This window comes from Sphingomonas sp. Leaf28, from assembly GCF_001421685.1.
GTDB classification, from domain to species: Bacteria; Pseudomonadota; Alphaproteobacteria; order Sphingomonadales; family Sphingomonadaceae; genus Sphingomonas; species Sphingomonas aurantiaca.
Genome location: NZ_LMKX01000013.1, coordinates 22508 through 45380, shown reverse-complemented (window position 1 = coordinate 45380; position 22873 = coordinate 22508). Strand labels below are relative to the sequence as shown.

22 protein-coding genes and 1 pseudogene are annotated in these 22873 nt (G+C 62.2%); 7 read left to right on the top strand and 16 right to left on the bottom strand.

The features are described from left to right. Position 1: 1 nt before the first annotated feature. Together ASE79_RS19760 and ASE79_RS19755 are read right to left on the bottom strand one after the other, a co-directional pair. Positions 2 to 2194 (bottom strand): alginate lyase family protein, encoded by a 2193-nt coding sequence (locus ASE79_RS19760; RefSeq protein WP_200910426.1) that lies wholly within the window; start codon positions 2192 to 2194, stop codon positions 2 to 4. A gap of 26 nt (positions 2195 to 2220) precedes the next feature. Continuing rightward, entirely contained in the window at positions 2221 to 4449 is a 2229-nt protein-coding gene (locus tag ASE79_RS19755; RefSeq protein ID WP_082445481.1) for a polysaccharide lyase 6 family protein, read from the bottom strand. A gap of 516 nt (positions 4450 to 4965) precedes the next feature. Between ASE79_RS19755 and ASE79_RS19750 the strand changes: the two genes are divergently transcribed. Beyond that, the gene (locus ASE79_RS19750; protein WP_093401111.1) at positions 4966 to 5583 is read left to right on the top strand and encodes a tyrosine-type recombinase/integrase; all 618 of its coding nucleotides are present in this window, start codon (positions 4966 to 4968) and stop codon (positions 5581 to 5583) included. Positions 5584 to 5749: 166 nt separating this feature from the next. Here the strand turns inward: ASE79_RS19750 and ASE79_RS19745 are convergent, their stop codons facing one another. Both ASE79_RS19745 and ASE79_RS19740 read right to left on the bottom strand, forming a co-directional pair. After that, positions 5750 to 6340, bottom strand: a complete 591-nt coding sequence (locus ASE79_RS19745; protein ID WP_056420952.1) for a hypothetical protein — start codon at positions 6338 to 6340, stop codon at positions 5750 to 5752. Between the two features lie 172 nt (positions 6341 to 6512). Further along, a complete protein-coding gene (locus ASE79_RS19740; RefSeq protein ID WP_056420949.1) occupies positions 6513 to 6887 on the bottom strand; it encodes a hypothetical protein in 375 nt (124 codons plus the stop codon). A gap of 261 nt (positions 6888 to 7148) precedes the next feature. Here ASE79_RS19740 and ASE79_RS19735 point away from each other — a divergent pair, with 261 nt between their 5' ends. The 3 genes from ASE79_RS19735 (at position 7149) to ASE79_RS19725 (ending at position 11489) form a co-directional block, all read left to right on the top strand. Beyond that, complete coding sequence (locus ASE79_RS19735) at positions 7149 to 8246, top strand: alpha/beta fold hydrolase (protein ID WP_056420946.1); 1098 nt, start codon at positions 7149 to 7151, stop codon at positions 8244 to 8246. Between the two features lie 32 nt (positions 8247 to 8278). Continuing rightward, the gene (locus tag ASE79_RS19730; protein ID WP_156359794.1) at positions 8279 to 8983 is read left to right on the top strand and encodes a hypothetical protein; all 705 of its coding nucleotides are present in this window, start codon (positions 8279 to 8281) and stop codon (positions 8981 to 8983) included. Positions 8984 to 9224: 241 nt separating this feature from the next. Then, positions 9225 to 11489, top strand: a complete 2265-nt coding sequence (locus ASE79_RS19725) for a sialidase family protein (protein ID WP_235517091.1) — start codon at positions 9225 to 9227, stop codon at positions 11487 to 11489. A 189-nt stretch (positions 11490 to 11678) separates the two neighbouring features. On the opposite strand, the gene lysA is transcribed toward ASE79_RS19725, so the two are convergent. The 11 genes from lysA to ASE79_RS19670 form a co-directional block, all read right to left on the bottom strand. Beyond that, positions 11679 to 12911 (bottom strand): diaminopimelate decarboxylase, encoded by a 1233-nt coding sequence (gene lysA, locus ASE79_RS19720; protein WP_056420936.1) that lies wholly within the window; start codon positions 12909 to 12911, stop codon positions 11679 to 11681. Positions 12912 to 12931: 20 nt separating this feature from the next. Beyond that, positions 12932 to 13195 carry a hypothetical protein gene (locus ASE79_RS19715; RefSeq protein WP_056420934.1) on the bottom strand — a complete coding sequence of 88 codons (264 nt, stop codon included), beginning with the start codon at positions 13193 to 13195 and terminating at the stop codon, positions 12932 to 12934. Continuing rightward, the gene (locus tag ASE79_RS19710) at positions 13192 to 13707 is read right to left on the bottom strand and encodes a methyltransferase domain-containing protein (protein ID WP_156359793.1); all 516 of its coding nucleotides are present in this window, start codon (positions 13705 to 13707) and stop codon (positions 13192 to 13194) included. The genes ASE79_RS19715 and ASE79_RS19710 overlap by 4 nt, the downstream gene beginning before the upstream one ends. 14 nt (positions 13708 to 13721) lie before the next feature. Then, positions 13722 to 13985: a hypothetical protein gene (locus ASE79_RS19705; RefSeq protein WP_056420932.1), complete on the bottom strand. Its 264-nt coding sequence runs from the start codon at positions 13983 to 13985 to the stop codon at positions 13722 to 13724. A gap of 343 nt (positions 13986 to 14328) precedes the next feature. Next, positions 14329 to 14892, bottom strand: a complete 564-nt coding sequence (locus ASE79_RS19700) for a hypothetical protein (RefSeq protein ID WP_056420929.1) — start codon at positions 14890 to 14892, stop codon at positions 14329 to 14331. Positions 14893 to 15282: 390 nt separating this feature from the next. Continuing rightward, entirely contained in the window at positions 15283 to 15495 is a 213-nt protein-coding gene (locus ASE79_RS19695) for a hypothetical protein (RefSeq protein ID WP_056420927.1), read from the bottom strand. A 3-nt stretch (positions 15496 to 15498) separates the two neighbouring features. Beyond that, entirely contained in the window at positions 15499 to 16938 is a 1440-nt protein-coding gene (locus ASE79_RS19690) for a hypothetical protein (RefSeq protein WP_056420924.1), read from the bottom strand. Between the two features lie 167 nt (positions 16939 to 17105). Then, positions 17106 to 17705 carry a hypothetical protein gene (locus ASE79_RS19685; protein WP_056420921.1) on the bottom strand — a complete coding sequence of 200 codons (600 nt, stop codon included), beginning with the start codon at positions 17703 to 17705 and terminating at the stop codon, positions 17106 to 17108. 26 nt (positions 17706 to 17731) lie between these two features. Then, entirely contained in the window at positions 17732 to 18067 is a 336-nt protein-coding gene (locus tag ASE79_RS19680; RefSeq protein ID WP_107959139.1) for a hypothetical protein, read from the bottom strand. A 380-nt stretch (positions 18068 to 18447) separates the two neighbouring features. Further along, complete coding sequence (locus tag ASE79_RS19675) at positions 18448 to 18996, bottom strand: sugar O-acetyltransferase (RefSeq protein ID WP_056420915.1); 549 nt, start codon at positions 18994 to 18996, stop codon at positions 18448 to 18450. A 2-nt stretch (positions 18997 to 18998) separates the two neighbouring features. Then, a complete protein-coding gene (locus ASE79_RS19670) occupies positions 18999 to 19688 on the bottom strand; it encodes a DUF1349 domain-containing protein (protein WP_056420908.1) in 690 nt (229 codons plus the stop codon). Between the two features lie 71 nt (positions 19689 to 19759). On the opposite strand from ASE79_RS19670, the gene ASE79_RS19665 reads away from it, so the two are divergent. Both ASE79_RS19665 and ASE79_RS19660 read left to right on the top strand, forming a co-directional pair. Next, on the top strand, positions 19760 to 20308 hold the full coding sequence (locus ASE79_RS19665) for a TetR/AcrR family transcriptional regulator (protein ID WP_056420904.1): 549 nt from the start codon (positions 19760 to 19762) through the stop codon (positions 20306 to 20308). Between the two features lie 151 nt (positions 20309 to 20459). Next, entirely contained in the window at positions 20460 to 21557 is a 1098-nt protein-coding gene (locus ASE79_RS19660) for a biotin carboxylase (RefSeq protein ID WP_056420903.1), read from the top strand. 193 nt (positions 21558 to 21750) lie between these two features. Here the strand turns inward: ASE79_RS19660 and ASE79_RS22090 are convergent. Further along, positions 21751 to 21882: pseudogene (locus ASE79_RS22090) on the bottom strand (DUF6966 domain-containing protein); the annotation flags it as partial. Positions 21883 to 22440: 558 nt separating this feature from the next. On the opposite strand from ASE79_RS22090, the gene ASE79_RS19655 reads away from it, so the two are divergent. Further along, entirely contained in the window at positions 22441 to 22842 is a 402-nt protein-coding gene (locus tag ASE79_RS19655) for a response regulator (protein WP_056420892.1), read from the top strand. The last annotated feature ends 31 nt before the right edge of the window (positions 22843 to 22873 follow it).

Genomic DNA, 22873 nt, shown 5'->3' with positions numbered 1-22873 from the left:
GTTATTTCACCGCCTTGGGCGTGTCGAAGCGTGCGAACGGCCCCTTCCAGCTGACCGCCCGCCCCTCGATCGCGACGCTGTGTGCGGCCGCCGGATCGGCGTTCTCGGCGATGCCGAGCGTGACGGCGCCGCCGTTACCGAGATCGAGCACCACGACATCGCCGTCTTTGCCGCGGACATGGTGCAGGGCAACGATCCGTGACTTCGCGCCCACCGTCGTTTCGGCGGATGGATCATAGGCGCCATGCGGCTCGAGTACGCCGACGAAGTCCGTCGTGGTCGCGCCCGTCACGCGCTGGATCAGCATCGGCTCGCGACGCAGGTTGAACCGCGGATCGTTGGCGCCGCTCTCGCCGAGGATCATCGTCGCTCCCTGCGGAGGCAGCACGCGATAGGTGTAGAACCGGCCACCCTTGAGCCATGTGACAGTCGCGTTGGTCGGATCTGGCGTACCGACGGCATCGACCCAGATGTGCTGATACCCGTTCGCCGTCCCAAGCACTGGCCGCGCCTTGCCGTTCGACTGCACCGGGAATCCGACGTCGGTGATATGGCCGCTATAATGCAACGGCAGGTCATAGGTGGCCGGCGTGCCGCCGGCCGCATGGAGCAGGTCGACCACCACCGGCGTCGCACCGCCGGGGATCGGCAGTTGCACCAGCGTCCGGCGGAAGACGACGCCGGGATAGGCACCGGTCATTTCCGCGATGCTGACCTTGGTCGCGCCGTCGCCGGAGAAATAGATCTGCTTCGGCGCCAGCGTCTGGCCGACCTTCCACTTGCCGCCGAAATGACTGGCTTGGTCGACCACCAAGGTGTTGTGCGCGACGGTCTGCTTTGCCCAGCTCTCGTTTTCCTTGAGGTATCGCCCGCCGTCCTTGCTCTCGACGTTCAGGAAGCGCGCGGCGCCGTAATCGGTCACGACCGCGTTGCCATTTTCGTAGAACAGCCAGTTCAGCTTGTCGAAATGGCCATGCCCTAGGCCCATCGCGGTGTTTTTCGCGACCACCACTTCGTCTCGGTCGCCGGGTCCGGCACGCATGACCGCGATGCCGCCCTGCTTGCCGTCGGGTCCGTCGCTGAATAGCTGCGAGGTATAGACGAACGGCTGGGCCTTGCCTGCCGCCAGATCCTGCGACACGAGCAGTCCGTCGGGGGTCAGCACGGTCTGCCCCTGCCACTGCGCGATCGACAGGAACGTCGGGTCCCTGGTCACGCCATACCCGATCGCCACCGCCTGATAGAGCTCGTCGGTTTTCAGGCTCTTGTCCGGCATCGCGTCGTTCAGCGGAAAGAAATAGCCGTCATAGGTCAATTGGATCGATGTACGGATCGCCTTCACCAGCACGCCGTCGCGGTGCGCGAAGATGCGCTGGCCAGGATCGTTGGTCTCGATCGCCTTGGCGAACAGCACGAACGGCAGCATCGCATAGCGCTGGTAATAGGGCCCTTCGGTGTAATAGCCGGCGGGCGAGAACAGCTGGTCGACCTGCGCGATGAAGCCCGATTTGCCGCTGAGGTCCGATCCCTTCAGCGCCTTGTCGACCAGCGCCCGGTCGCGCAGCACGTACCCGGTCATACCGACCGCCGCGACCGCCCAGGTGGCGTGGTTGTGGATCAGGTTGAAGATCTTCGGCTGGCCCTCCGAGAGGAACGTCGCCATGCGCCGGAACACATTATCGTCGATCGTCTTGCGGTCCGCTGCCGACAGCGTGTCGCGGATCGCATCATAGCCCTGCACCGCATAGACCAGCCAGACGCTGTCATTGAGGCTTTGCCAGAACAGCCGCCCCGCCGCCTCGTTCGCGGCCGCCGGATGCGCCCCGAGCGTTGGATATAGCCGGGCATATTCGAGCAGCATGCGCCGCGCGTAATCGGCGTAGATGCGGTCCCCGGTGATCCGGTACAGGATCCCAGCCCCATAGAGCGCGATGTAGTTGCGCTTGTGCTGCTCGTGGGTCGCCCCGCCGCCGGGGTCCTTGGGCACCGGAACGTTGATCCCCGCCTTGATCGCGGCATCGACCGTGCGGCGAACCCGGCGCAGCTCTTCGCCGAACAGCGGAGACTTGGCGCCCGATCCGGTCATGGTCGCCATCGCGGCAGGCTTGAATAGTACGGGCGCAGCGACCGGATCGGGGGCGACCACCGACTGTGCAGAGGCCATCGATGCGACGATGGCGAGGCCGGCGGCCATACTGGGGAAAAGGCGCGATACGCGCATTACTGGGATCCTCTCACGGTGTTTGCGGCGATCAGGGCTCGTGGCGGCCCCTTGTGGAACAGTTCGCGGACGACGGGCGTCGCGGTGTCGACGAAGACGTTGTCGGCGACCCGGGTCAGCGGCGACCCGACGCTATGCGCCGCGACGATTCCACCGCTGCGCGCGAACCGGTTGTCGCTGATGTCCGTCTCCTGCACGCCCGACAGCAGGATCGATCCCGCCGGCTTGCCGCTGTCCGTGATGGTCGACCCCGTCAGCCGAAAATGGGGACCATAGGTGCTCTCATCGGCACCCCCGCGGAACACGTCTGCGATCGTCCCGACGCGCGTGAACCGGGAGTTGGCGATCAGCACGTGCTCAGCGCTGTAAAGGCCCTTCGTGCCTGTCTCCGCATGCGCCGCGATCACGGCCCCCGATATGTCCGCGAAGTCGCTGCCGCGGATTGCGATCCGTTCGGCAAGCGACGCCTCGGCGGTCGCGACGACATCGAAACCGGACGCCTGTGCCATGCCGGAAAAGCCGCTGTCGTCGATCTCGATCGCGTAATTGGACAGCATAGGCGCTGCGCGGATGACCGCATTGCCCGACAAGCTTGGGGTCGCGACCCCGGAGATCGCAAGACGGTCGAGCCGCAACCGCCCACCGTCGCGGACGACGAACAGCGTTGCCGGCGTGTAGCTGATCACCGCCGTGCGGCCGACCGGCCCGGCAAGCGTCAACGTCCGATCCACCACCAGCGGCGCGGTAAGCCGATAACGTCCGGGCGACAGCGCGATCGTGTCACCGGTCTCGGCCGTCGCCACCGCCTTGGCCAGCTCGACGGCGTTACGCACCACGGGCCGCACGTGCCCGCTCCCGAACGCGACCACCATGCTCGCCGGCTTTGGGTACCAGGCCACGCCCACGTCAGACTTCGCGATGGGTTTCAGCGCGCGCGATGCACCAAGTTCGGCAAAGGCCTTGTCGGTCGGATACAACAGGCCATTGGCGGCACGCGCGAGGTTTACCGCCCTGCGATCGATCGGAAGCGCCAGCGAACCGGTCGTCGTGCGGACATTCCCCTCGAACCGAATACCGGCGATGGACGCCTCCGCGCGAAAAGGATCGGCCCCGCCGGTATTGACGATGAGGTTGTCCGTGAACTGCGTTGCCGTCGGCGCCACGGATCGCTCGTCGCTCGCGCCTGCGCCAAACGTGATCCGCGAACCATCGATGACGCTGTTGCGCTCGATCAGCGCGTCGCTGACGGGTACGTAGCGGTTGATCGGCGAGTTCGGTACGCCGTTCATCACCGTGACCGCGCTGGTGAACTCAGTTCCGGCGAGCCCCTCCATGTAATTACCCCGGACAATCTGGCCGCGATTAATCACGCGTACGCCGCCGGTATGTGCGATGCCGCCGCCAAGAAAGACGTTGTCCTCGACCAGATTGCCATCGCCGTGGCGCAAGACCACCGAACCCTGCGACTGGAGGAACACGTTACGCCGGACTATGTTGCCACCCGACTTTACCGAGACGATCTCGACCTCCCCGTCGCAGCGCTCGAAGATATTGTCTTCGACGATGGTATGCGAGGCGCTTGCCGATTCCGTGCTCGTACCGATGCGGATCGTCTCGCCGCCGTTCGATCCCAGCACGGGTCGCGGTCCGAAATAGTTATGGTCGATCCGGTGACGATTATCGAGCGGCCGCGCAGCATCGCGTACCACGACCATCATCGCCCCGCCGTTCGCCTTGCCCTCGAAGTGCGCGTGATCAACGCGGTTATCGCGGCCGTATAGTGCAACCCAATGGTCCTCCTTGCGGCGATCGGGGTGATTGAACCGATCGACGACGACATCGGTCAGCCGGGAATGTTCCGCCCATTCCTTGGAGCCGTTGCGGAAAGCGATCACCTCACCGTTCGGCGCATAGCCATCTCGGAATACCAAGCCCGCCACGACCATATGACGGCCGGCGATCTTAAGGCTCGAGCGGCCTGTGATAACAACTTTGCCAGGATGTTCGGCGCGCAATGTGATGGGATGTCCTGCAGTCCCCCGTCCCGCCATCACGATGGCGATATCGGACCAAGTACCATTTGCCATGACTATCGTGTCGCCGGGCTTCGCATTGCGAATAGCGGCAGCGAGGGACCCTGCGGCGTTGGCCGTTACGATCTTGGCGTTAACGCTGATCGGGGCCGCCGCGGCAGTCACGATCGCCAACAGCACCCCACAACCCCTCATTCCCGCTCCCATCGCAATTGCCTGACGGCTAATTGATCATGAGCATACCTATTTACAAACCAGAATCAAACCCCTGTCTATACCAATTAGCTTATTGGGTTTTGCGACGTTTGCACTGAATGCTGCCAATTGGGGCTTTGAGGACCGAAGCGGACAGAAGGTAGATCGTCCGTCGCGGCCGGACGATCACCGTTCGATGCCGTCGCTGTGAACGCACCAAGGCTTGGGTAAGCCATCAAAGCGAGCGGAGGGCCATACGTGCATCAGCCAATGTCAACGTCGTGTTAGATGGTGAATGAAGCATCCCTAACGCTTTGAGGGCTGCCAAAGCACGGCATCTGCTTCCAGACCCACTTCCGGCCGCACAGAGACTGCGCGGCGCCGCCCGAAACCGACAGCTCGTTCAGCATCATCGACGGCTGATCAACCACATTTCTAAACCGACGGTTTACTGCGCATGCGTCTACTCGATCGACCGATGTGGGCCGATGGAGATGATCGATGGGTCACTCGTCAATGGACCCCGCCTTTCACGAACTTCGGCCTTGGAACGAAGGCCGGCTGATTGGTGCGAAGCGGGCGCTGAAACAGCAACAGGTCTGGGCCATTCGCTTCTGGCTCGACCAGCAGAGGCGACTGCGCGACCGAGCGCTGTTCGACTTCGCCATCGACAGCAAGCTGCGCGGCTGTGACGTTGTCAGGGTGCGGATCGGCGATGTAGTTTCCGGCGGGCGCGTCCGTGATCGCGCCGTCGTGGTTCAGCAAAAAACCAAACGTCCGGTTCAGTTCGAGATAATGGACACGGCGCGAAAGACGATGCGGGCATGGTTGGAGCGACGTGGGGGGACACTGAACGACTTCGTTTTCCCGAGCCGCAACGACTACATGGACCACATGAGCACGCGGCAATATGCCCGCCTTGTGCGCGAGTGGGTGGTCGGCATCGGCCTTCCAGCGCAGGATTATGGGACGCATTCGCTACGGCGCACGAAAGCATCGATCATCTACAAGGCGACTGGTAACCTCCGCGCTGTTCAGATCCTTCTCGGCCATGCCAAGATCGACAGCACGGTGCGCTACTTGGGCGTTGACGTGGAGGACGCTTTGGAATTGGCAGAACGCACCGAGGTTTGAGAGACCCATACCCGGACATTCGCGCGCCCTTCCCCGCTTCCCAACTCCAGACATTCGTTCATCCCCGCGTTGACTGAGCTTGGCGAATGATCGTTCGTTATGGGAAGGAAAGCGGACCGGCCGCTTCCGGCACCATGGGTTGGATAACTACGTCCGGATTGATTGGTTATCTCAAAGCGATCCACATCACGCCGATAATGGAAGCGCTAAGCGTGATGCACGAAGCCGGAATTGCCAAAAACGCATATAGTGCGTTCGAGGGCTTTCTGACCGATTCTGTTAAAAACCCGGCCTTAGCTTGTTCTAAGATTATCAGTATATCACGGGGATCACACTCATAGTCCTCGGCCAATATGACTAGCTTGCCGCCACTGTGTTGAGGTAATACTATCGAGCGCGCCGCACTTTTACTATTCGAAAGTTGCAATACGGGTTTTCCCAAGGCGGACCAAGAATGGTAAAGCCTCGTGCCATTCACGGTCAGTTCCACCCCGTCTATAGTCACGCTGAGCAAATCAGGATCAGCTAACCGACGAAGCGTGCGCACTAAAAGGCACGTGAAGATGAGCGGTATAGCTACCATAATCGCAAAAATAGCAATATCGGCTAGTTCTACGTGATGTTTACCGGCCAGGGCGTAACCGGAAATAATAGCTAGGAGCAAGAATGGAAGCAAAAATGCTGCAAGCACAATCGCTTGCGGCAGAATCTTCAGCCTGCTTGCCCTCAGTGTCACGGTGCGGTTTTCGGCGCTCATGAGCGACCCCTACCTAATAGTGGTTGCCGAAACCTTCTCTTGAGGACCTTGCTGATGGATGAGGGTTTACTCCATTTGCCGAGTCAAATGAACGAATGGCTTATATCGGGAACCCGGATCGCCGGCATGAACGTCTGGAGATGGGCGTAAGCGGAATGGCCGCTTTTGGTGGTTAGCTGCCCTTCGCGAACGCCTTGGTGGCGACCCACACGACCGCCATAACCACTGCTAGATCGGCGAGCACGTAGGGCACATACTCGTAAGAGGGTCGAGCCTCGATTTCGGGCGCCTGTATCACGGCGAAGGCATGAAGGACGGCTACCCCGGCGAATAGAGGCCAAAACCAACGTTCATGACGCATTGGCCAACTCATTCGCATTCCTAGAAGAACGACCAGCAGCGACGCGGCAGCGCAAGAGCCCGCGCTTTCATAGCCCGCCAGCGCAAACGCGAGGAATACAGCGCCAGAGGTCAGGCCGATGACCGCACCAACTTTTCGGCTTACTACGCCGAAGCGGGTATCGTTGGCAGTGTGGTTAGTCTCCATGTCCTGCACTCTGGATCAGAGAAGCAATGTCCGCAATTAGGCGGAACTGCCCGGCCGCTTGGGGCCGGCGAGACCCAGAAGCAGTCGTTGAAGCTTGAAAAGGCACTTCCCGAAATTGGCCATTCGTTCATGCCCGAAGTCAGATGCCCGAAAGTCGAGTGCCCGATCACGAAGCCATCCAGCTCGAACGCATGAAAGGCACGCGTATGGCGGTTCGGAATGCCCGCTTGCACCGTAGTCGATCAGGCGCGACGATGCGCCATGCTGTATCTCCTGCCACTTCTGCTCCTCCAAGCCGCGACCACCCAGACCCCGCCGCTCACTCCGGCGAGCAAGTCTGCGCCATCGGTTTCCAAGTGGCCGGCGCGCGACGCGCAGTTCACGGTCCGTGATTTCCGCCTTCGTTCCGGTGAAACTATTCCCGAGTTGCGCATCAATTACACGACGCTCGGATCGCCTCACCGGAACGCCAAGGGTGAGATTGATAATGCTGTGATGGTCCTACACGGCACCGGCGGCACCGGCCGCCAGTTCCTCGCCCCACAGTTCGCCGACGAGCTCTACGGCCCTGGCCAGCCGCTCGACATCAAGCGCTACTGGATCATTCTCCCGGACGGGATCGGCCACGGCAAGTCTTCCAAACCTTCCGACGGCCTGCACATGCGCTTTCCGCACTATGACTACGACGACATGGTCGAGGCGCAATACCGCTTGCTGAACGATGGGCTTGGCATCAGGCGCATGCGCCTTATCATGGGAACCTCAATGGGCTGCATGCACAGCCTAATCTGGGGCGAGACGCACCCCGACTTTTCCCGTGCGCTGATGCCGCTAGCCTGCGAGCCGGTCGAGATCGCCGGCCTCAACCGGATGTGGCGCAAGCTCGCGATCGATGGGATCGAAGCGGACCCGGCATGGGCGGGTGGAGAGTACCGCACGCCACCCACGCAAGGACTTCGCACCGCCGCCAGCCTGCTCTTCGTCGCCGGTGCCGCACCCCTTTACTTCCAAGCGCAATACGCCGAGCGCGAAGCGGCCGAGGCGTTTGCCCGGGAGCGGGTTACAGCGTCCATCAAGGGCACGGACGCGAACGACCTAATCTACCAAGTGGACGCATCGCGCACCTACAACCCCTGGCCAGAGCTAGAGGCGATCACGGCGCCCACGACTTGGGTGAACTCGGCCGACGACTTCATCAACCCGCGCAACCTCGACTACCCTCAGCGTGCGGTGGCGCGCATGAGAGATGCCAGATTTCGCCTCGTCCCCGAGACGGCTGACACTCGCGGTCACGGCACGCACACCTCTGCCCGGTTTTGGAAGCAGGACCTGGTCGACCTGCTCCGTCGCACGGAATAGACTTCATCCGCCTACTGGTGGGAGGAGATCATATGAGGCTGATTGGTTCAGTCAAAGCATGGATCGTCATAGCATCGACTGTGCTGCTGGCGGCGAATGGAGGGCATGCGCAGTTCGTACCCCCGTCAGGCTTTAGCGGACAGGGAGACAGGCCTGGAGTTGCCACTCCGACCGATTCTACGGCGCCAGCGCTGACGCGCCTTCCGAACAATGCGTTGGCTGATCGCTTCGCCATCGTGCCAGGTTACAAGCGCGGAGCAAGCACGGGCCACGTCAAGGTCGTAGGAGCCTTTGAGATCCAGGAGACGGATAAGGGACATCTTATCGCGGCATGGTCTAGTGGCTTTCTCCCAATCACGCTCTCGTTCGATGATGGCGAGTGCTATTCTCTACAGGCGGACTATTTCGGGGGCACACTCTTGAACGGCCGTATGTCCCCGATCGACTGCAACGAGCGGCAGGTAGCAAGTGAGGCACTTCCTCCTTCTCCTGCTGGTGGTAGCGGCCTAGCATTCATTGATAGCGCTTGGAGCTACGCGGCATGGTCGGACAAGCAAGCAGGGATGACGATTGTTACGGCTCCGTACACGGACTCCTTCAAACCTCTATTCACCGCGAAGATGGCAACTATCGCAATCATGGCGATGAACGGACCGGACTATCCGGGCGGGAATGTCACTCTGGTCGGTAGGGTCGACGGCCGCCTTACGGTCGTAACGCTGGAGGTGGGTTACTGAGGCAAATCCGCGCCTAGGGGAACCCAAGTTGAACGACCCACATACGTTCGTTCGCGATCGACCGTACCGTGCCCGAAAGCGGACGGACATTAATCCGACGATACGAACCAGTTCACAGAGTTTTCGAGCCACGAACCAGCACCTGAACCGATTGTAGCGTTTTGGCCGCTATTTGAGACGACTAGACTATCCGTCCCGATTCTACTTCGCTAACTTGGACACATCGGAGAGGGGTGACCGCGTGAAACTCATTATCCCGCTGCTCGGACTCGCGGCAGCTTCGCTCGCTGCGGCTCCCACTTTGCCTGTTCCCTCCCAACTGCCGTACCAATGGAACAATGTCGTAATCGGTGGCGGCGGATTCTCGCCCGCCATCGTGTTCAGCGTCGCCGAAAGGAACCTCGCATATTTGCGCACCGATGTGGGTGGCGCCTATCGCTGGGATGCCCTTACGCAGCGCTGGATTGCGCTTCAGGACGGCCAAGCGCAGAACAGCTACATGGGCGTCGAAAGCATCGCGCCGGACCCGGTAGACCCAGACATCATTTACCTCGCCGCAGGCATGTACTTCGGCCAGCCTGCGGCGATCATGCGGAGCGCCGATCGCGGCGCTTCCTGGCAGATAACGCCCGTTCCCTTCAGCATGGGCGGCAACGAGGACGGTCGCGGTCTGGGCGAGCGCCTCGCGATCAACCCGGATCGGCGGACGCACCTGTTCTTTGGATCGCGGCACGACGGTCTTTGGGACAGTGAGGACAGCGGCCGGACGTGGCACAAGGTCGAGAGCTTCCCGTGGAAGGGGCTTGGCCGTCCCGCCGCGAACCACACCCATGGCGGCGTCTCCTTCGTGGTCTTCGGCCCGCCGAGCGAAACTGCCCTTGGCCGGTCGCGCGCCATGTATGCCAGCGTTTCAGACGCCGCGGCGCAACACCTGTACCGCTCGAACGACGCCGGCCGGAACTGGACCGCCGTCACCGGCGGTCCAGCCGCGCCCATGCTGCCCGTCAAGGCGGCAGTAGACCAACAGGGCGTGCTCTACATCGATTACTGCTCCGACATCGGTCCGAACGGGATCGCACAAGGCGAGGTTTGGAAGCTCGACCCGAGATCGGACGGATGGACGAACATCACGCCTGCGCGCGGTGACGAGGCCGAGGGCGGCTACATGGGGCTCAGCCTCGATCGGCTCCATCCCGGCCGGCTGGCGGTGTCGACGGTCGATCGCTGGAACCATCGCGATACCGTCTGGCTGTCGTCCGATGGGGGCGCGCACTGGACGAGCCTACGGGAGCGGAGTTCACGCAATCTCGCGCGCGCACCTTGGCTCCTGCTCGATAAGGGCGGGTTCGGCGGCTGGATCGCGGGTCTGGCGTTCGATCCGTTCGATGGTGCCACGCTTGCCTATACCACCGGGCTGACGGTGTTCCGGACCGAGCACGCGGACAAGGCCGACATGGTTTGGCGGCCCTGGGTCGCCGGGATCGAAGAGGCGGTACCGCTCAGCCTCGTCAGCCCGCCTGAGGGACCCCACCTGATTTCCGGCATCGGCGACACGCATGGCTTCGTCCACGATCGGCTCGACCGCGCCCCCGAGCGGGCCTTTGCCGATCCCGACCTGCCGCAGACTAACAATGTCGATTATGCCGGTGTGGCGCCTAGAATCATGGTGCGAAGCGCATCAGGCTATACCCCCAACCCTGAGGGGGGGGCGCTCGGCTGGTCGGAGGATGGAGGCCGCAGCTGGCACGAGATGCTGGCGCCGCCAATCACGATCGGGTCCGCCGCGCCACGCCGGATCGACGCCGATGGCCAGGCACCGATCACTGTTTCGGCGGATGGGAACACCTTTCTGGTGTCTGGGCTAGTGACGCTCGCCACGGCCGATAGGGGGCGGATATGGTGGCGACCCAAGGGTTTGCCGGGACGCACCTATGCGGTCGCCGACAAGGTCGCCCCCCTCGCCTGGTACGCGATCGACTATGCCGGTGCGCGTATCTTCGTCAGCCGTGATGGAGCGAAGACGTTCACGCAGGCACTCGCGCAGGGATTGCCGGCCAACATCGCCAACTCCCGCCCGGCGGCACGTGAGTTCCAGCCGATGGCGGCGGCAACGCCGGGGACGGCCGGCGAGCTTTGGCTGATCCTGAAAGGCCGCTTCTTCCACACCAGCGACGATGCCCGCACGTTCGTGGCGTCCACGCCAGTTGATCCGGTATTGCGTCGTATGTATTTCGTGAGCTTCGGTCTCGGCAAGGCGGCACCCGACGTGCACGTGCCGACTCTCTACGCCTTCGGGGTCACGAAGACATTCGGCGGGCTGTGGCGCTCGACCGACGCGGGCGCGCGCTGGCTCCGGATTAACGACGACGCGCACCAATGGGGTCTTAGATACCGAGTCATCACGGGCGATCCTCGCCTCTTCGGCCGTATCTACTTGGCGACCGATGGCCGGGGCATCTTCTACGGAGATCCTTTGCCGCAGCCCATGGGTGCCGGTGTGCATTGACCCAGTTCCGGAGATCCGCATGGCTATTTGCATTTCCCAGGTTAGGACATTCGTTCACGTCGTCGTGCATTAGACAAAACGCGATCGAGCTGTCTTGTCACCAACGGTGGCCCATTGCGTGACGATCGGCGCACGGTCGCGGTCGAGGAGCTATTCGAAATCGTTCACGCGTAGCTGACTGGCCCCTCCCTACGCCGCGAACTCCTCGGGTAGATAGCGATCGGCGACGATCTCGAACCGGTCGCCATCGACCAGAATCTGCGGGCTGAACGCGCGGCAATTGTAGGTCGAGGCCATCGCCGCGCCATACGCGCCGGTGGCGTGCAGCACAGCGAGGTCGCCGCGGCGGACCCGGTCGATGTCGCGCGCGACCGCGAACACGTCGCCGCTTTCGCAGACCGGACCGGCAATATTTGCGACCATCCGCTCGCCGTCCGGCGCGACCGCCTCGAAGCGATGAAAGGCATCGTACAGAGCCGGCCGCGCTAGGTCGTTCATCGCGGCATCGACGATCACGAACGGATGGTCCGCACCCGGTTTCACCCAGATCACTCGCGTCATCAGCACGCCGGCGAGCCCCGCGACCACCCGCCCCGGCTCGAACGTGAGTTCGACATCCCAGTCGCGTGTGACCCTGCCGACCATCGCCGCATAGGCGTCGAGCGTCGGAACCACGTCATCGGCATGGTAGGGTATGCCGAGACCGCCGCCGAGGTCGACGCGGCTGATGACATGGCCGCGCGCGCGCAAGTCCGCCACGAGGCAGCCGATCCGATCATAGGCCTCTTCCAGCGGCGCGAGATCGCGCAACTGACTGCCGATGTGCAACGCGACCCCGACCAGGTCGAGACCCTCGAGCCGCGACAGTCGATCGTACATCGCGGGGACATCGGCGATCGCAACCCCGAACTTGTTGCCGCGCCGTCCGGTCGAAATCTTGGCATGCGTGCGGCCATCGACGTCGGGATTGACGCGCAGCACCGCGGTCGCTCGCCTGCCCCGCGCGCGCGCCAGCGAAGCGAGCACTTGGCCCTCCTCTTCCAGCTCGAGGTTGAACTGGCCGATACCGGCAGCGAGCGCGTCGGCGAGTTCGCGGTCGGTCTTGCCGACGCCCGAGAAGACGATGTCCGACGCCGCGATCCCCGCGTCGAGCGCGCGCCCCATCTCGCCGCCCGAGACGATGTCGGCGCCGAAGCCGCACCCGGCTAGCAGGTGCAGCACCGCGCCGTTCGGGTTCGCCTTGACGGCAAACGCGACGCGTACCCTTGGGAGAACCGCCAGCGCCGACTTGAAACGGTGCGCGGCATCGCGCAGCGCGGCGGCGGAATAGACGTGGACGGGCGTTCCCACCGCCTCGGCGATGACGGGCAGCGGCACGCCTTCGGCGCACAGGACGCCGGCCCGCGAACTGAAATAGGTCATGAGCGTTCCGTGTCCGGTAATCAGGAATAGGGCGGATCGACGCGCCGGCGGGAGCGACGGAGGCGCACGGCGTGGATCGCTTCGGCGGTATGCCCGTGACCATGACGTTCGGCCCGCAGCACGACCACCACGCGCTTGCCGTTGATCATCAGCGTCAGGCCCAGCAGCGCGATCGGAAACACGAGCATCGCCATCGCCGACCCGTTCACCGCCGCGGCCACGCCACAGGCTCCGATGGCCAGCACCACGCCTATGCCGCGCCAGAGGATATCGCGCCGGGTCATGCAGCGATTCCCTGGACATGGCATGCGGCATCATCGGCGATGACGATCCGCCCGGCGTTCCGGACTGCCCGCGCTGCCTCCGGCCGCTGATCCCGTGTGACATCGTGGCAGATCACGATATCGGCCGGCAGGTCCTGCTCGTCGCGCAAGGCGCCGACGATGTCCGCCACCTCGAAGTCCACGCCGAGCGCCGGGTCGGCAGCACGCCTCGCTGCCGATCGCGCGCGGCCGATCGACAACCACGATCGATCGATCCCGTGTCCCTCGACGGCGGTGAATCCCAGCTGCCTCGCATGTCCCAGCGCATGCAGCAGTAGCGTTCCGGCACCGCAGTCGGCATCGACGATGCGGACCGCATGCCGTCCGCTGGACCGTAATGCCAACAAGGCGGCCTCGATACGGGGCCAGCGCGGATCATGGACCGCCGCTTCCGAGCCGGGTTGCGCAGTACAGGTCCGCTTGACCGCGCCGACGACAGTACGCGACGAGATAGATAGAGTGTGGATGTTCATCGCCATTCCTCCCGTCACGCCGCGCGCGGCAAGGCGCGCTCGTCGCGACCGACGGGCGCAAAGGACACGAGTGGCGTTAGCGGCAGTTCGGCGATCTCGACGCTGGCGTGGTAGATGTCCCGCTCGGCCTGCGCATATCCCATCGCGGCAGCGTAGGAAATGAAGCGGCCTTCGAGAGTGCGCCGGCTGTCCTGGACCAGCCAATGGCCTGCGCGGTCCTGACCGACATAGATGACGAGCCCGGTAGGATCGGGCTCCGAGATGGGTTCGGACGACATTTCGCCTGAGTGCCTTTCGTATCACGAGCGTCCCGCCCGCCCCCGGTATGTACGGGTCACGGCATAGTGCTTCGAGATCGATGCAAGCGGATCGCATAGTGCGCGCATAGTATTGCGCTTGATTCACCGCCTTTTCGACACTCAAAGGCCTCGCTTCTCGCGATACTAGCGTTCACCGCCCAAAGCGTTAAGCAGAGAAACGCAACGGACCCAAACCCGGACATTCGCGCGCCCTTCCGCGCTTCTCAACTGCAGACATTCGTTCATCTCCGCGCGGACAATTTTTGATGCATGATTGCCCGCCATTAATGATCACCCCACCTGACCTTAAGTTGCACATGGCTTAATGCGGCGATGCTCGGTCAGGCAGAGCGCTAATGCGACCAACGCGCTCGATTGGCTGAAGAGGGGACGCCGGTTTGGCGAAGCCAACCTGATTAACTGCTACCCGCGGCGGAACTTGGAGGGGCGCTGGCGGGATAACGAGCAGTAGCACCAAAGCGAGCAATCCGATCGCCAAATGGGGCATGAAAACGTGCGGCCACCGCATCAGCGATGAAATCCGATTATAGCCGCCCGCGGCTTTGAAAGCGGCTTCCCAAGCCGCTCCGATCTGCAACGGCTTTCGCCGCTCACCTCCCGAGAAGTGGGTCTCGATCTCGCCGATACGATGGTAATACGCTTGCTGGTTCGCCTTCAGAAGTGCTTCCATCACCCAAAATGCGAGCGAGGATGCCAAGGCTACCACTAGAATGACACGCTCGTGCTTATCGTAGGCGAAGCCGATGGCCGTGGCGCTGAAGGTCACGCTCCATGCCTTCACCGTAAGTGTCTTGGTGTCATAGTCCTCTATGACCTTCTGAAGATGAAAGTATTCCTGGCCGAGAAGATCCTCATCGGAAGCCACGCAACACCCCCTCGTTAAGCCGGAAATCTACCCAGCGCGACAATCGATATGGCAACCGGTCAATTCATGCAACGTTAGCCTCCTTCCTGTCGGAAAACCCATGGCTGAGCAAAGACCTTTGGTGGGATACCGATAGTAATTGCTCCGGTAGCTTGACCCAGAACGCGACATTCAGACCGCCAGCCTGGCTCCCCGGAAGCGGACAGCTGTTAATGTGATCCTTCGGTGCTCACAGCGACCAGATATTTTACTCCGAACGGCGAGATGCGGGACTAAGCGGCCGTTCCCGACGGCTGTGGCGAAGGGCAGCTTGCGGCAGGAGCGGACGACGCCCGGCCGGCGCCCCGGACGCTGGCTCCAATGAGCAGGCATCGGCGCTCGACGGCGCGATCAGAGCATCCGCGACGCGACTATCTCACCATTTTCGAGGCGCAGGTCCATCGAGATCGACTGCTCGCGCCTAGTCGTTAGGCGCTCGACATCCCGCAAATCAGTTCGGATCTGCTGCGCTTCGTCGGCCAATCTCTTGCAGAAGCTCTGCTCGCTTTGGAGCAGCGGAAGTTTGGTCGTGGCCGCAGAGATGCCTTGGATCTTTTCGCGCATCAGTCAGTCCATCGCTGCGGTAAGGTCGCCGATCGGCGCAAACCTATCGAGCGCAGCGTTTATGTCGTTGAGCCTCGATTCCTTGCGCCTCTCGCGACCCGGATAGGCGTGGAGCAGCTGCCAGCCACAAGCTCGAGCCCGGATGCACAGCATCACGTCGCGATAGAGTGCTTCGAGCAATTTCTGATGGTCCTGGATCGTCTGCGCGAACTTGCCCGAACTGAACCAAGCCTCGTCCTTCAAGGCTCGGATGGCCTCGACCTGGACTCCGATATCCTTGGCGATGTGTTCCTGGAGTTTTATTAACGCGGCCTCGTGCTGCTCGATGACATGCAGCACCTCGTCCGAATACTCGCCGGTCAGAACCGCTTCGGCGATCTGCTGGAAGTAGCGGATCGACCCGGTGAGGACGGAACGGCGCTCGTCGGTCTGAAACATCGCGACGCGCTCGACCGCGAGCTTTATCTCGGTGAGCTTGCGATTGATCTCCTCAAGTTTCTTCTGCTCGGCCATCGCAGTGGCGAAGGTCAGCAGCACGGCCGGCGTCGCGATGCTCGCTAGATTGACCGGATCGAGGAGTATGGTCGCGAACTTGTTATCGGCCCCGCGAGCGACGCCGATGAACGAGTTGAACTTGTCGCTGAAGACGAGGTCGGCGCCGGGTGGCAGGGTGATTCGCGCATAATTGCCGCTGCTCAGCAATCGCTCGGCCGAGAGCAGGGGCTGCGCCGCTTTGAGGATCGGCGTGAGCAGGTCGCTCGACGACCTATCGTTGCGGACATCGCGCCAATTATCGCCCTCGCTTGCTTGAAGCGTCGCAAGTGTGAGGACCGGACTGCCGCTTTTGGTGCTGATGGTGAGGGCACTTTCTCCTTCGCTCAATGCTGCGGGATCGGCCAACGTCGGTTCGGAAAGCGAGCGTCCGGTTATCCGCCCGTCGGCGGTTAATTTGTCCCTCAGATAGCCGATCTGCAGAATGCACGACGCTAGCGGCGGCCAGGCGTCCGAGGTCCAAAATCCGCCAACTGCCGCCGACGCGGCGGTGCGCGCATCATCGACAGCCGATTGCTGATCTTGAATAGGGACCGAAAGCAGTGTGCGCTTCGAGAAGAGGTTGAGTAGGTTGGCCTCCGCTGCGTCGACCTCCTTCGCCGCCGCGATCCCAAGTTTCTTGCAGAGGCCGGCGACGATCCTCTCATAGGCAGCGCGTTCCCCATCGCCGCGTCCGAGCGCGACAAAGCTCAGTCGGTAAATTTCGTCTCCAATTTGGTCGGTATATTGGTAGTGATCGGGAGAATGGCGCTCAAACGTCCGACTGACCCTCAGCGTGCTTGCCCCCGATTTGGTGAGCGCTTCGACGATGGGGGTCAATTCGTCATTGGTGCAGGTCTCGAGAAGGTCGTATAATTCCGTGCTTTTGAAAGATTTCCCGGACTCGCTCATAAACGACCTTTATCCTAAATTGCGAGCGGGCTGGCGCGTACCAGCCTAGCATCCAGTCGGAGCGTAAGGCGAGCGATTCCCAATCGCGGGCGAGCAAGCGACACATCGATGGCGCGAGTGTGTCGGCCCGTCTTATCTTTGCTTGTGACGAGTCCGTATCGTCGGCCTTACAAACCAAGGGCTCGCAGCGCCGTGACGACTTGGGGGCGCATCTGCCACTCGAAATGGAGGTCGTCGAAGTTGCCCGCGAGCGCGTCGAGCATCGAGGTGTCGGGATAGTCGGTGTCGAGCGATGGGTCGCGCGCAATCGCGCAGGTCCAGATCTTTGTGCCATCCTCGCGCCGGGGCGGATCGAAGTCGATCTCATCGGCAATTCGCTGGCCGAGCTTGCCGTAGTGCAGATTGGCGCCCTCATGGCCGGTGTAGCCTGCGGCTTGGGCGAGGCGGGTTGCCGAAATCAAGTGATCGGTCGCCGCGAGATGCGCGCGCAGCATTGCCATGTAGCTGTCTGGCATATCGGGTATAAGGAGCGCAAAGGCCGCCTCGTACACCGACGCGGACGGTGCGCCTTCTTCGTCGCGTACAGCACTCTCAGCGCGACCAAGGCGGTCGAGATTGGCCTTTACCGCCGCGATCGCGTCTTCGCGCGAAGCGCCGACAGCCTTAGCGACGAGGAGTTTGCGGCAAAAGGCATTCGCCGCCCAGGTCCCGCCGAGCGGGCCAGACTTGATCTCAAACCGTCCATGTTGCTCGGTTTCGAATGCCATTTCGCCTCTTCCCCTCCGCCTGCGTATCAGCCCCCAACGGCCCAAGCGAGCCGGATCGTCGAAACCGTGCCGTTTGCGTCATCGGCAAGGGCCGAAATGAAGCCAGCATGCTCGGCGATCTTGATGCAGCCGCGGTCGAGATAGCAGCGGGTCCCGTCGCGAGTCTCGAAGTCGACCGGAATGTCGCCGCTTTTTAGTGCCGAGGCGATCGAGATAAGGTTGCGATAAAAGACCGCTTGGCGATCGGTGAGCCCTGCCGCCTCGTCGCGAAACGCGGCGGCGGGCTTGCGCGCATAGTCGCGGCCAGCCATGCGCACCACCGGAGACCCCTCCCAATGTTCCAAATCGACCAGAATCTGCATGCTGATGTTGTTCCGTATTCGATAGCGCATTCCACCCGTCGGATGAGGCGGTGGCTTGCTGCAAGCAGATCTCCAGCATCCGATCGTGGTGACTTCTTCTCTGAACCAACGTCCGTTTCGTGAAAGCTTTGACGAACCCCGAACGACCAAAAACGGGCGCACAGCTGTCGAACTCCTCGATGGCAAGCAAATGACCGGTTCGAACAAATGCGGCCGTTCACGCTGTGATCGGCGAACGTCCTGATCTGGTCGCAAGCTGCCATGCGTGCCCCTCTTCCGGCCTGACCCAGTTGCGGACGTTCGCGGCCGCTTTCGACCTTCCGAACTTCGGACATTCATTCATGTCCATCCGAAGTCCGGCGTATTTGAGTGATCTGCCACTATCTCAGCAGGCGAGCAGGATTTCCCGCCACGGTCGCACCAGCGCGAACATCGCGCGTCACGACACTGCCTGCGCCGACGATCGCATTGTCGCCGACGGTGATGCCGGGCAGGATCAGCGCACCACCGCCTATCCAGACATTGCGTCCGATGATGACCGGCCGACCGAACTCAAGCATCCGGTCACGCTGGACCGGATCGCGCGGATGATCGGCCGTTAGAATTTGCACACCCGGACCGACTTGCGTGCCCGCACCGATCCGCACTGACACGACATCGAGTACCGTGCATCCGAAATTGAGGAACGCGCCCTCGCCCAGATCGATGTTGAAGCCATAGTCGCAGTGGAAGGGCGGCCGGATCGTCGCACCGCATCCGGCGTGCCCGAGACCTTCTACCAAAAGTGCATGGCGCTCCTGCGCGGTGGCGGTCGCGGCGCGGTTGTAGCGATCGCACCACGCAGCGGCGCGCGCCGCATCCTCGACGAGTTCCGGGTCGTCGGCGATGTAGAGCTCGCCCGCCAGCATCCGTTCCTTCTGGGTCATCATGATCAACTCAAGTCGTGAAGGTCCTTACCGAGCGGCGCGGTGATGCTGAGGTCGGAGAACAGTACTTCCAGTCCGGCGCGTTCGGGCGTGCAGGCCATCGGCCCGACCTGATAGGAGGACGCGATCGGAAAAGGCGCGAGCCTGACCAGCGGCCAGGTCTTGCCGTCCGCCGAGACCTGCAAACGCAGGACGCCCTTGGCGACGGTCGCGCGCATCCAGAAATCCTGCGCGTCATGCTCGTAGGGGCCGGTTGCCCAATCGGACTTTCCATCGGTCAGCACGCTGCTCAGCATGGCGCGCCCGTCGGACAATTCGATCCCCGCCTTGACCCAGCGTCGTTCGTCGACCCGCACCATTATGCCGGCCTGATCGTAGAGTTTCTGATACTGGCCGCGAATGCGCAGTTGGGCGGTAAACGCGGCAGGCGCGGTGAAGCCGAGGAAATGACCGCTGTCCCGGGTGAAGCCGTAATGCGTCTCGCGCCAGAAATCGCTGCCCTTGTCGGTGACGAGCGTCAGGTCTCCGCCGGGTGCGGCCTTCCAGGCCTTGGGCGCATTCAGCCAGCGACCGTCACGGCGCCCAAGCGCCGAGATAGCCGGGCGCTGCGCGGTCGCGGCGCCGGCATTTCCCGCGATCGCAAGCGCCGCAGCACCACCGATCACCGCCCGCCTGCTCACCCGATCGTCCGTCATAGCCGCTGCCTTCCAATTACCTTCGATGTTGTGTACATATGTACACATGTCAAGATCGAGGTAAAGAGGCGATGACCCAACAGTCCCGGCGCAACGATCCGGCACGGCGACAGCGCATCATCGATGCGACTCTGGCGGTCATTGCCGATCACGGAACCGCGGCAACGACCCATCGTCGCATCGCCGAGGCGGCGCAGGTGCCGCTCGGCTCCGTGACCTATTATTTCGCGACCCTGGAGGACTTGCTCAAGGCGGCCTTCCTGCAACTGGCGGCGGACTCCTCCACTGCCTTCCGCGCGCGCCTAGAGGCCGCAACGGACCGCGCAGAGGCGTGTACGGCAGTCATCGACATCATCGCGAACCAGGTCTGGGCGGAACCGCGCACGTTGTTGTTGAGCTACGAACTCTACGCCTTCGCGGCCCGGCACCCACCGGTCAGCGCGGTCATGCAAAATTGGATGGACAGCAGCCGAGGCGCCCTGGGCCGCTTCTTCGACCCGCTAACGGCGCGCGCGCTTGACGCGCTGATCGAGGGCATCGGCATCCACAATTCGATCGATCGCGCCCCCCTCGAGCGCGATGCGATCAAGACCATCGTCGAGCGGATTGCCGGGTGTTAGCCGGTCCGATCCATCAGGGTACCCCAGCGCAAATGGCGCGACGGTCAGGGTCAAGCCGATGCATGAGGTATCACTGCCGCATTACCGCAATCTATGCCCCTTTCATGCGCGCGCCGCGCCCGGCTAAGGCGCGGTGCGCAGGAGATTATTTATGAAAACAGCGCCTGTCGCCCTTCTCTATCAAGCGCTTCCGCCACCGTTGATCGCCGGACTGCGAAAGGATGCGAAGCCGGGCGGATATTCAGATGGCGGCGCCGACATCGCTTTCGCATTGCGGACAGCAGGCGTGAATGTGGTCACTCCGACCGCCTTGCCAGACCCTTCCAAGGCACTCGACTGGGTATTCCCGGACACGGCCGAGGGCATCCGTGGCGCAGGCGCAGCCGGCGCTACGGTCCTGTGGGCGAACACGGTCCTGTTCGAAGGACATCCGCTCGAGACGGCAATGGCCGATTTCGAGATCGTCGGGCAGCTTCCCGCGGCGATGCAGGCGTTCGACGACAAGTTCGAGACCAACCAACTCCTGGCCGAGGCTGGCCTGCCGGTAGCGCGGTCGTTTCTGCTGTCCGGCACGGCGAAGGAGAACGTCTGCGCGCTGGCCGATGTCGAGGACGCGGGTGCTTTGCGCGGCATGTCCTTTCCGATGATCGTCAAACCGGTGCGCGGACGTGGCAGCCAAGGCGTCACCCTGGTAGAAAGCCTCGGTGCCCTGCGCGATGCCGCGACGACGTTGATCGCAGCCGCAACCTTCGGCGACATGCTGATGGTGGAGGAGTTTCTCGGCGGTGACGAGATGACCGTCACCCTCATGCCGCCCGCGTCCCCGCGCCCAGACGGTTCGCGGGCACCGACGCACTGGGCGTTGCCGCCCGTGTACCGCTTCGATCAGCGCAGCGGTGTAGCTCCGTATAACGGCGACGTTCCCGTCACCGCCAACAGCATCGCAATCGCTCCCGAGCGGCTGCTCGATCCCTCCATCGTAGCGATGATCGACAGTTGCGTCTCGGCGGCCGCGCTGGTCGACGCCCGCACCGCGATCCGGATCGATTGCCGCGCCGATCGTCATGGTCTGTTCAAATTGTTCGACCTCAACATGAAACCCAACATGACGGGGCCAGGCCGCCCGGGGCGCGAAGATCAGGATTGTCTCTCAGCGATCGCCGCCCGCGGCAAGGGTTGGAGCTACGTTGACCTTTTGCAGTCGATGCTTGCTGCCAAATGGAGGCTCGAGCCGCTGGAGGGAGCTTAGCCAAGAACGTCAGCTACGGGGCAGGAGTACCTGCCCATGCTGCCGGTCCGACCCATAGTCTGACGCTCACGCCACTTCCCTCGCTTCCCAACTTCGGACGCTGGTTCATCTTTGCGAATGACCGATTTTGAAGGCTGGCTATCCGCTCGCGAAGGTCGTGATGGAGAGGTTAGCGGCCGTTACCGCGAACTGCCTATCGCGCCAGTGCATTCGCCTGTTTCCAAGCATCAGTTCGAAGCGCGTCAAACCGCTCGTTGTCTTCTGCCGGGGTAACTCCACCGGATTGCAGAATCACGTCGTTTAGCGATCCCATTCCACCGTAAAGACAAAAAAATCAGTCGACCCCGTGATAGTCGGATTGTGCGATACTAGATCTACATCGCTCGACTTGCTCGGCCCATCTGTTGTCACCGTGCAGCTTCAGCAATGTCGTCATTGCCTCGAGTGTTTCAGCAAGCCGAGCAACATCAGGATGCAATGTCATTTCACTAACTTATCGGTTCAATCGGAATGATCGCAAGTGGGCGAACACGCCCTGCCCTACGGCTTCCGTCAGACCCACATCCGGACGCTTACGCCCCTTCCCTCGCTTCCTAAATTCGGACGCTGGTTCATCTTCGCGAATGATCGATTTTGACGCCCAGCTATCCGCTCGCAAATGTCGTGATGGGATCGGAGAGCGGACCTTCCGCTTTTAAAAAGGTGGGTGGCGATAGGCGACTTTGAACATATGCCGCCTTTCCCAGAAAGCATGGGCAATTGAAATCGTTATAGCTTAAACGATCGCTAGTGACAGGTTACCGACGTGGCGAAGCGAAGTCGCCGAATATCAAAGAAATTTAAGGCGCGATAAGCGGTTATCGCGCTGATGCGTTAGACCTCAATGACCGACACCCCGCAGCAACCGCTTCTCATCGTCGAAGACGAGATGTTCATCCGGATGATCGCCGCTGATGCTCTGGAGGACCGGGGGTTCTCCATCATCGAAGCCGGTGACGCACGCGAGGCGTTGGAGATACTGGAGCGTTCGTCGGAGATCGCCCTGATTTTTACCGACATCAACATGCCGGGTGATCTCGACGGACTTGATCTGGCAGAGGAGGTGACAAAGCGCTGGCCGCACATCGAGATCATCGTCACCTCTGGTGGGGTTCGCTTGGACTCGGCCGAAGTTCCAGATTCCGGTAAGTTTTTGCCCAAGCCGTATGCGACGGATCAGCTCGTTAAACTGGTGCAAGAGCAATTGGCGAGGCGGGACGCTGGATCGCCGACGGACCACAGGTAGAGCGGGGACGGCTCACCAGTTTTGGCAAGGC

What these genes read in the sequence shown, in the direction of transcription:
- ASE79_RS19760 (WP_200910426.1), bottom strand. Translation starts at nt 2,194, where the DNA reads ATGGCCGCCGGCCTCGCCATCGTCGCATCGATGGCCTCTGCACAGTCG.
- ASE79_RS19755 (WP_082445481.1), bottom strand. Translation starts at nt 4,449, where the DNA reads ATGAGGGGTTGTGGGGTGCTGTTGGCGATCGTGACTGCCGCGGCGGCC.
- ASE79_RS19750 (WP_093401111.1), top strand. Translation starts at nt 4,966, where the DNA reads ATGGACCCCGCCTTTCACGAACTTCGGCCTTGGAACGAAGGCCGGCTG.
- ASE79_RS19745 (WP_056420952.1), bottom strand. Translation starts at nt 6,340, where the DNA reads ATGAGCGCCGAAAACCGCACCGTGACACTGAGGGCAAGCAGGCTGAAG.
- ASE79_RS19740 (WP_056420949.1), bottom strand. Translation starts at nt 6,887, where the DNA reads ATGGAGACTAACCACACTGCCAACGATACCCGCTTCGGCGTAGTAAGC.
- ASE79_RS19735 (WP_056420946.1), top strand. Translation starts at nt 7,149, where the DNA reads ATGCTGTATCTCCTGCCACTTCTGCTCCTCCAAGCCGCGACCACCCAG.
- ASE79_RS19730 (WP_156359794.1), top strand. Translation starts at nt 8,279, where the DNA reads ATGAGGCTGATTGGTTCAGTCAAAGCATGGATCGTCATAGCATCGACT.
- lysA (WP_056420936.1), bottom strand. Translation starts at nt 12,911, where the DNA reads ATGACCTATTTCAGTTCGCGGGCCGGCGTCCTGTGCGCCGAAGGCGTG.
- ASE79_RS19715 (WP_056420934.1), bottom strand. Translation starts at nt 13,195, where the DNA reads ATGACCCGGCGCGATATCCTCTGGCGCGGCATAGGCGTGGTGCTGGCC.
- ASE79_RS19710 (WP_156359793.1), bottom strand. Translation starts at nt 13,707, where the DNA reads ATGAACATCCACACTCTATCTATCTCGTCGCGTACTGTCGTCGGCGCG.
- ASE79_RS19705 (WP_056420932.1), bottom strand. Translation starts at nt 13,985, where the DNA reads ATGTCGTCCGAACCCATCTCGGAGCCCGATCCTACCGGGCTCGTCATC.
- ASE79_RS19695 (WP_056420927.1), bottom strand. Translation starts at nt 15,495, where the DNA reads ATGCGCGAAAAGATCCAAGGCATCTCTGCGGCCACGACCAAACTTCCG.
- ASE79_RS19690 (WP_056420924.1), bottom strand. Translation starts at nt 16,938, where the DNA reads ATGAGCGAGTCCGGGAAATCTTTCAAAAGCACGGAATTATACGACCTT.
- ASE79_RS19685 (WP_056420921.1), bottom strand. Translation starts at nt 17,705, where the DNA reads ATGGCATTCGAAACCGAGCAACATGGACGGTTTGAGATCAAGTCTGGC.
- ASE79_RS19680 (WP_107959139.1), bottom strand. Translation starts at nt 18,067, where the DNA reads ATGCAGATTCTGGTCGATTTGGAACATTGGGAGGGGTCTCCGGTGGTG.
- ASE79_RS19675 (WP_056420915.1), bottom strand. Translation starts at nt 18,996, where the DNA reads ATGATGACCCAGAAGGAACGGATGCTGGCGGGCGAGCTCTACATCGCC.
- ASE79_RS19670 (WP_056420908.1), bottom strand. Translation starts at nt 19,688, where the DNA reads ATGACGGACGATCGGGTGAGCAGGCGGGCGGTGATCGGTGGTGCTGCG.
- ASE79_RS19665 (WP_056420904.1), top strand. Translation starts at nt 19,760, where the DNA reads ATGACCCAACAGTCCCGGCGCAACGATCCGGCACGGCGACAGCGCATC.
- ASE79_RS19660 (WP_056420903.1), top strand. Translation starts at nt 20,460, where the DNA reads ATGAAAACAGCGCCTGTCGCCCTTCTCTATCAAGCGCTTCCGCCACCG.
- ASE79_RS19655 (WP_056420892.1), top strand. Translation starts at nt 22,441, where the DNA reads ATGACCGACACCCCGCAGCAACCGCTTCTCATCGTCGAAGACGAGATG.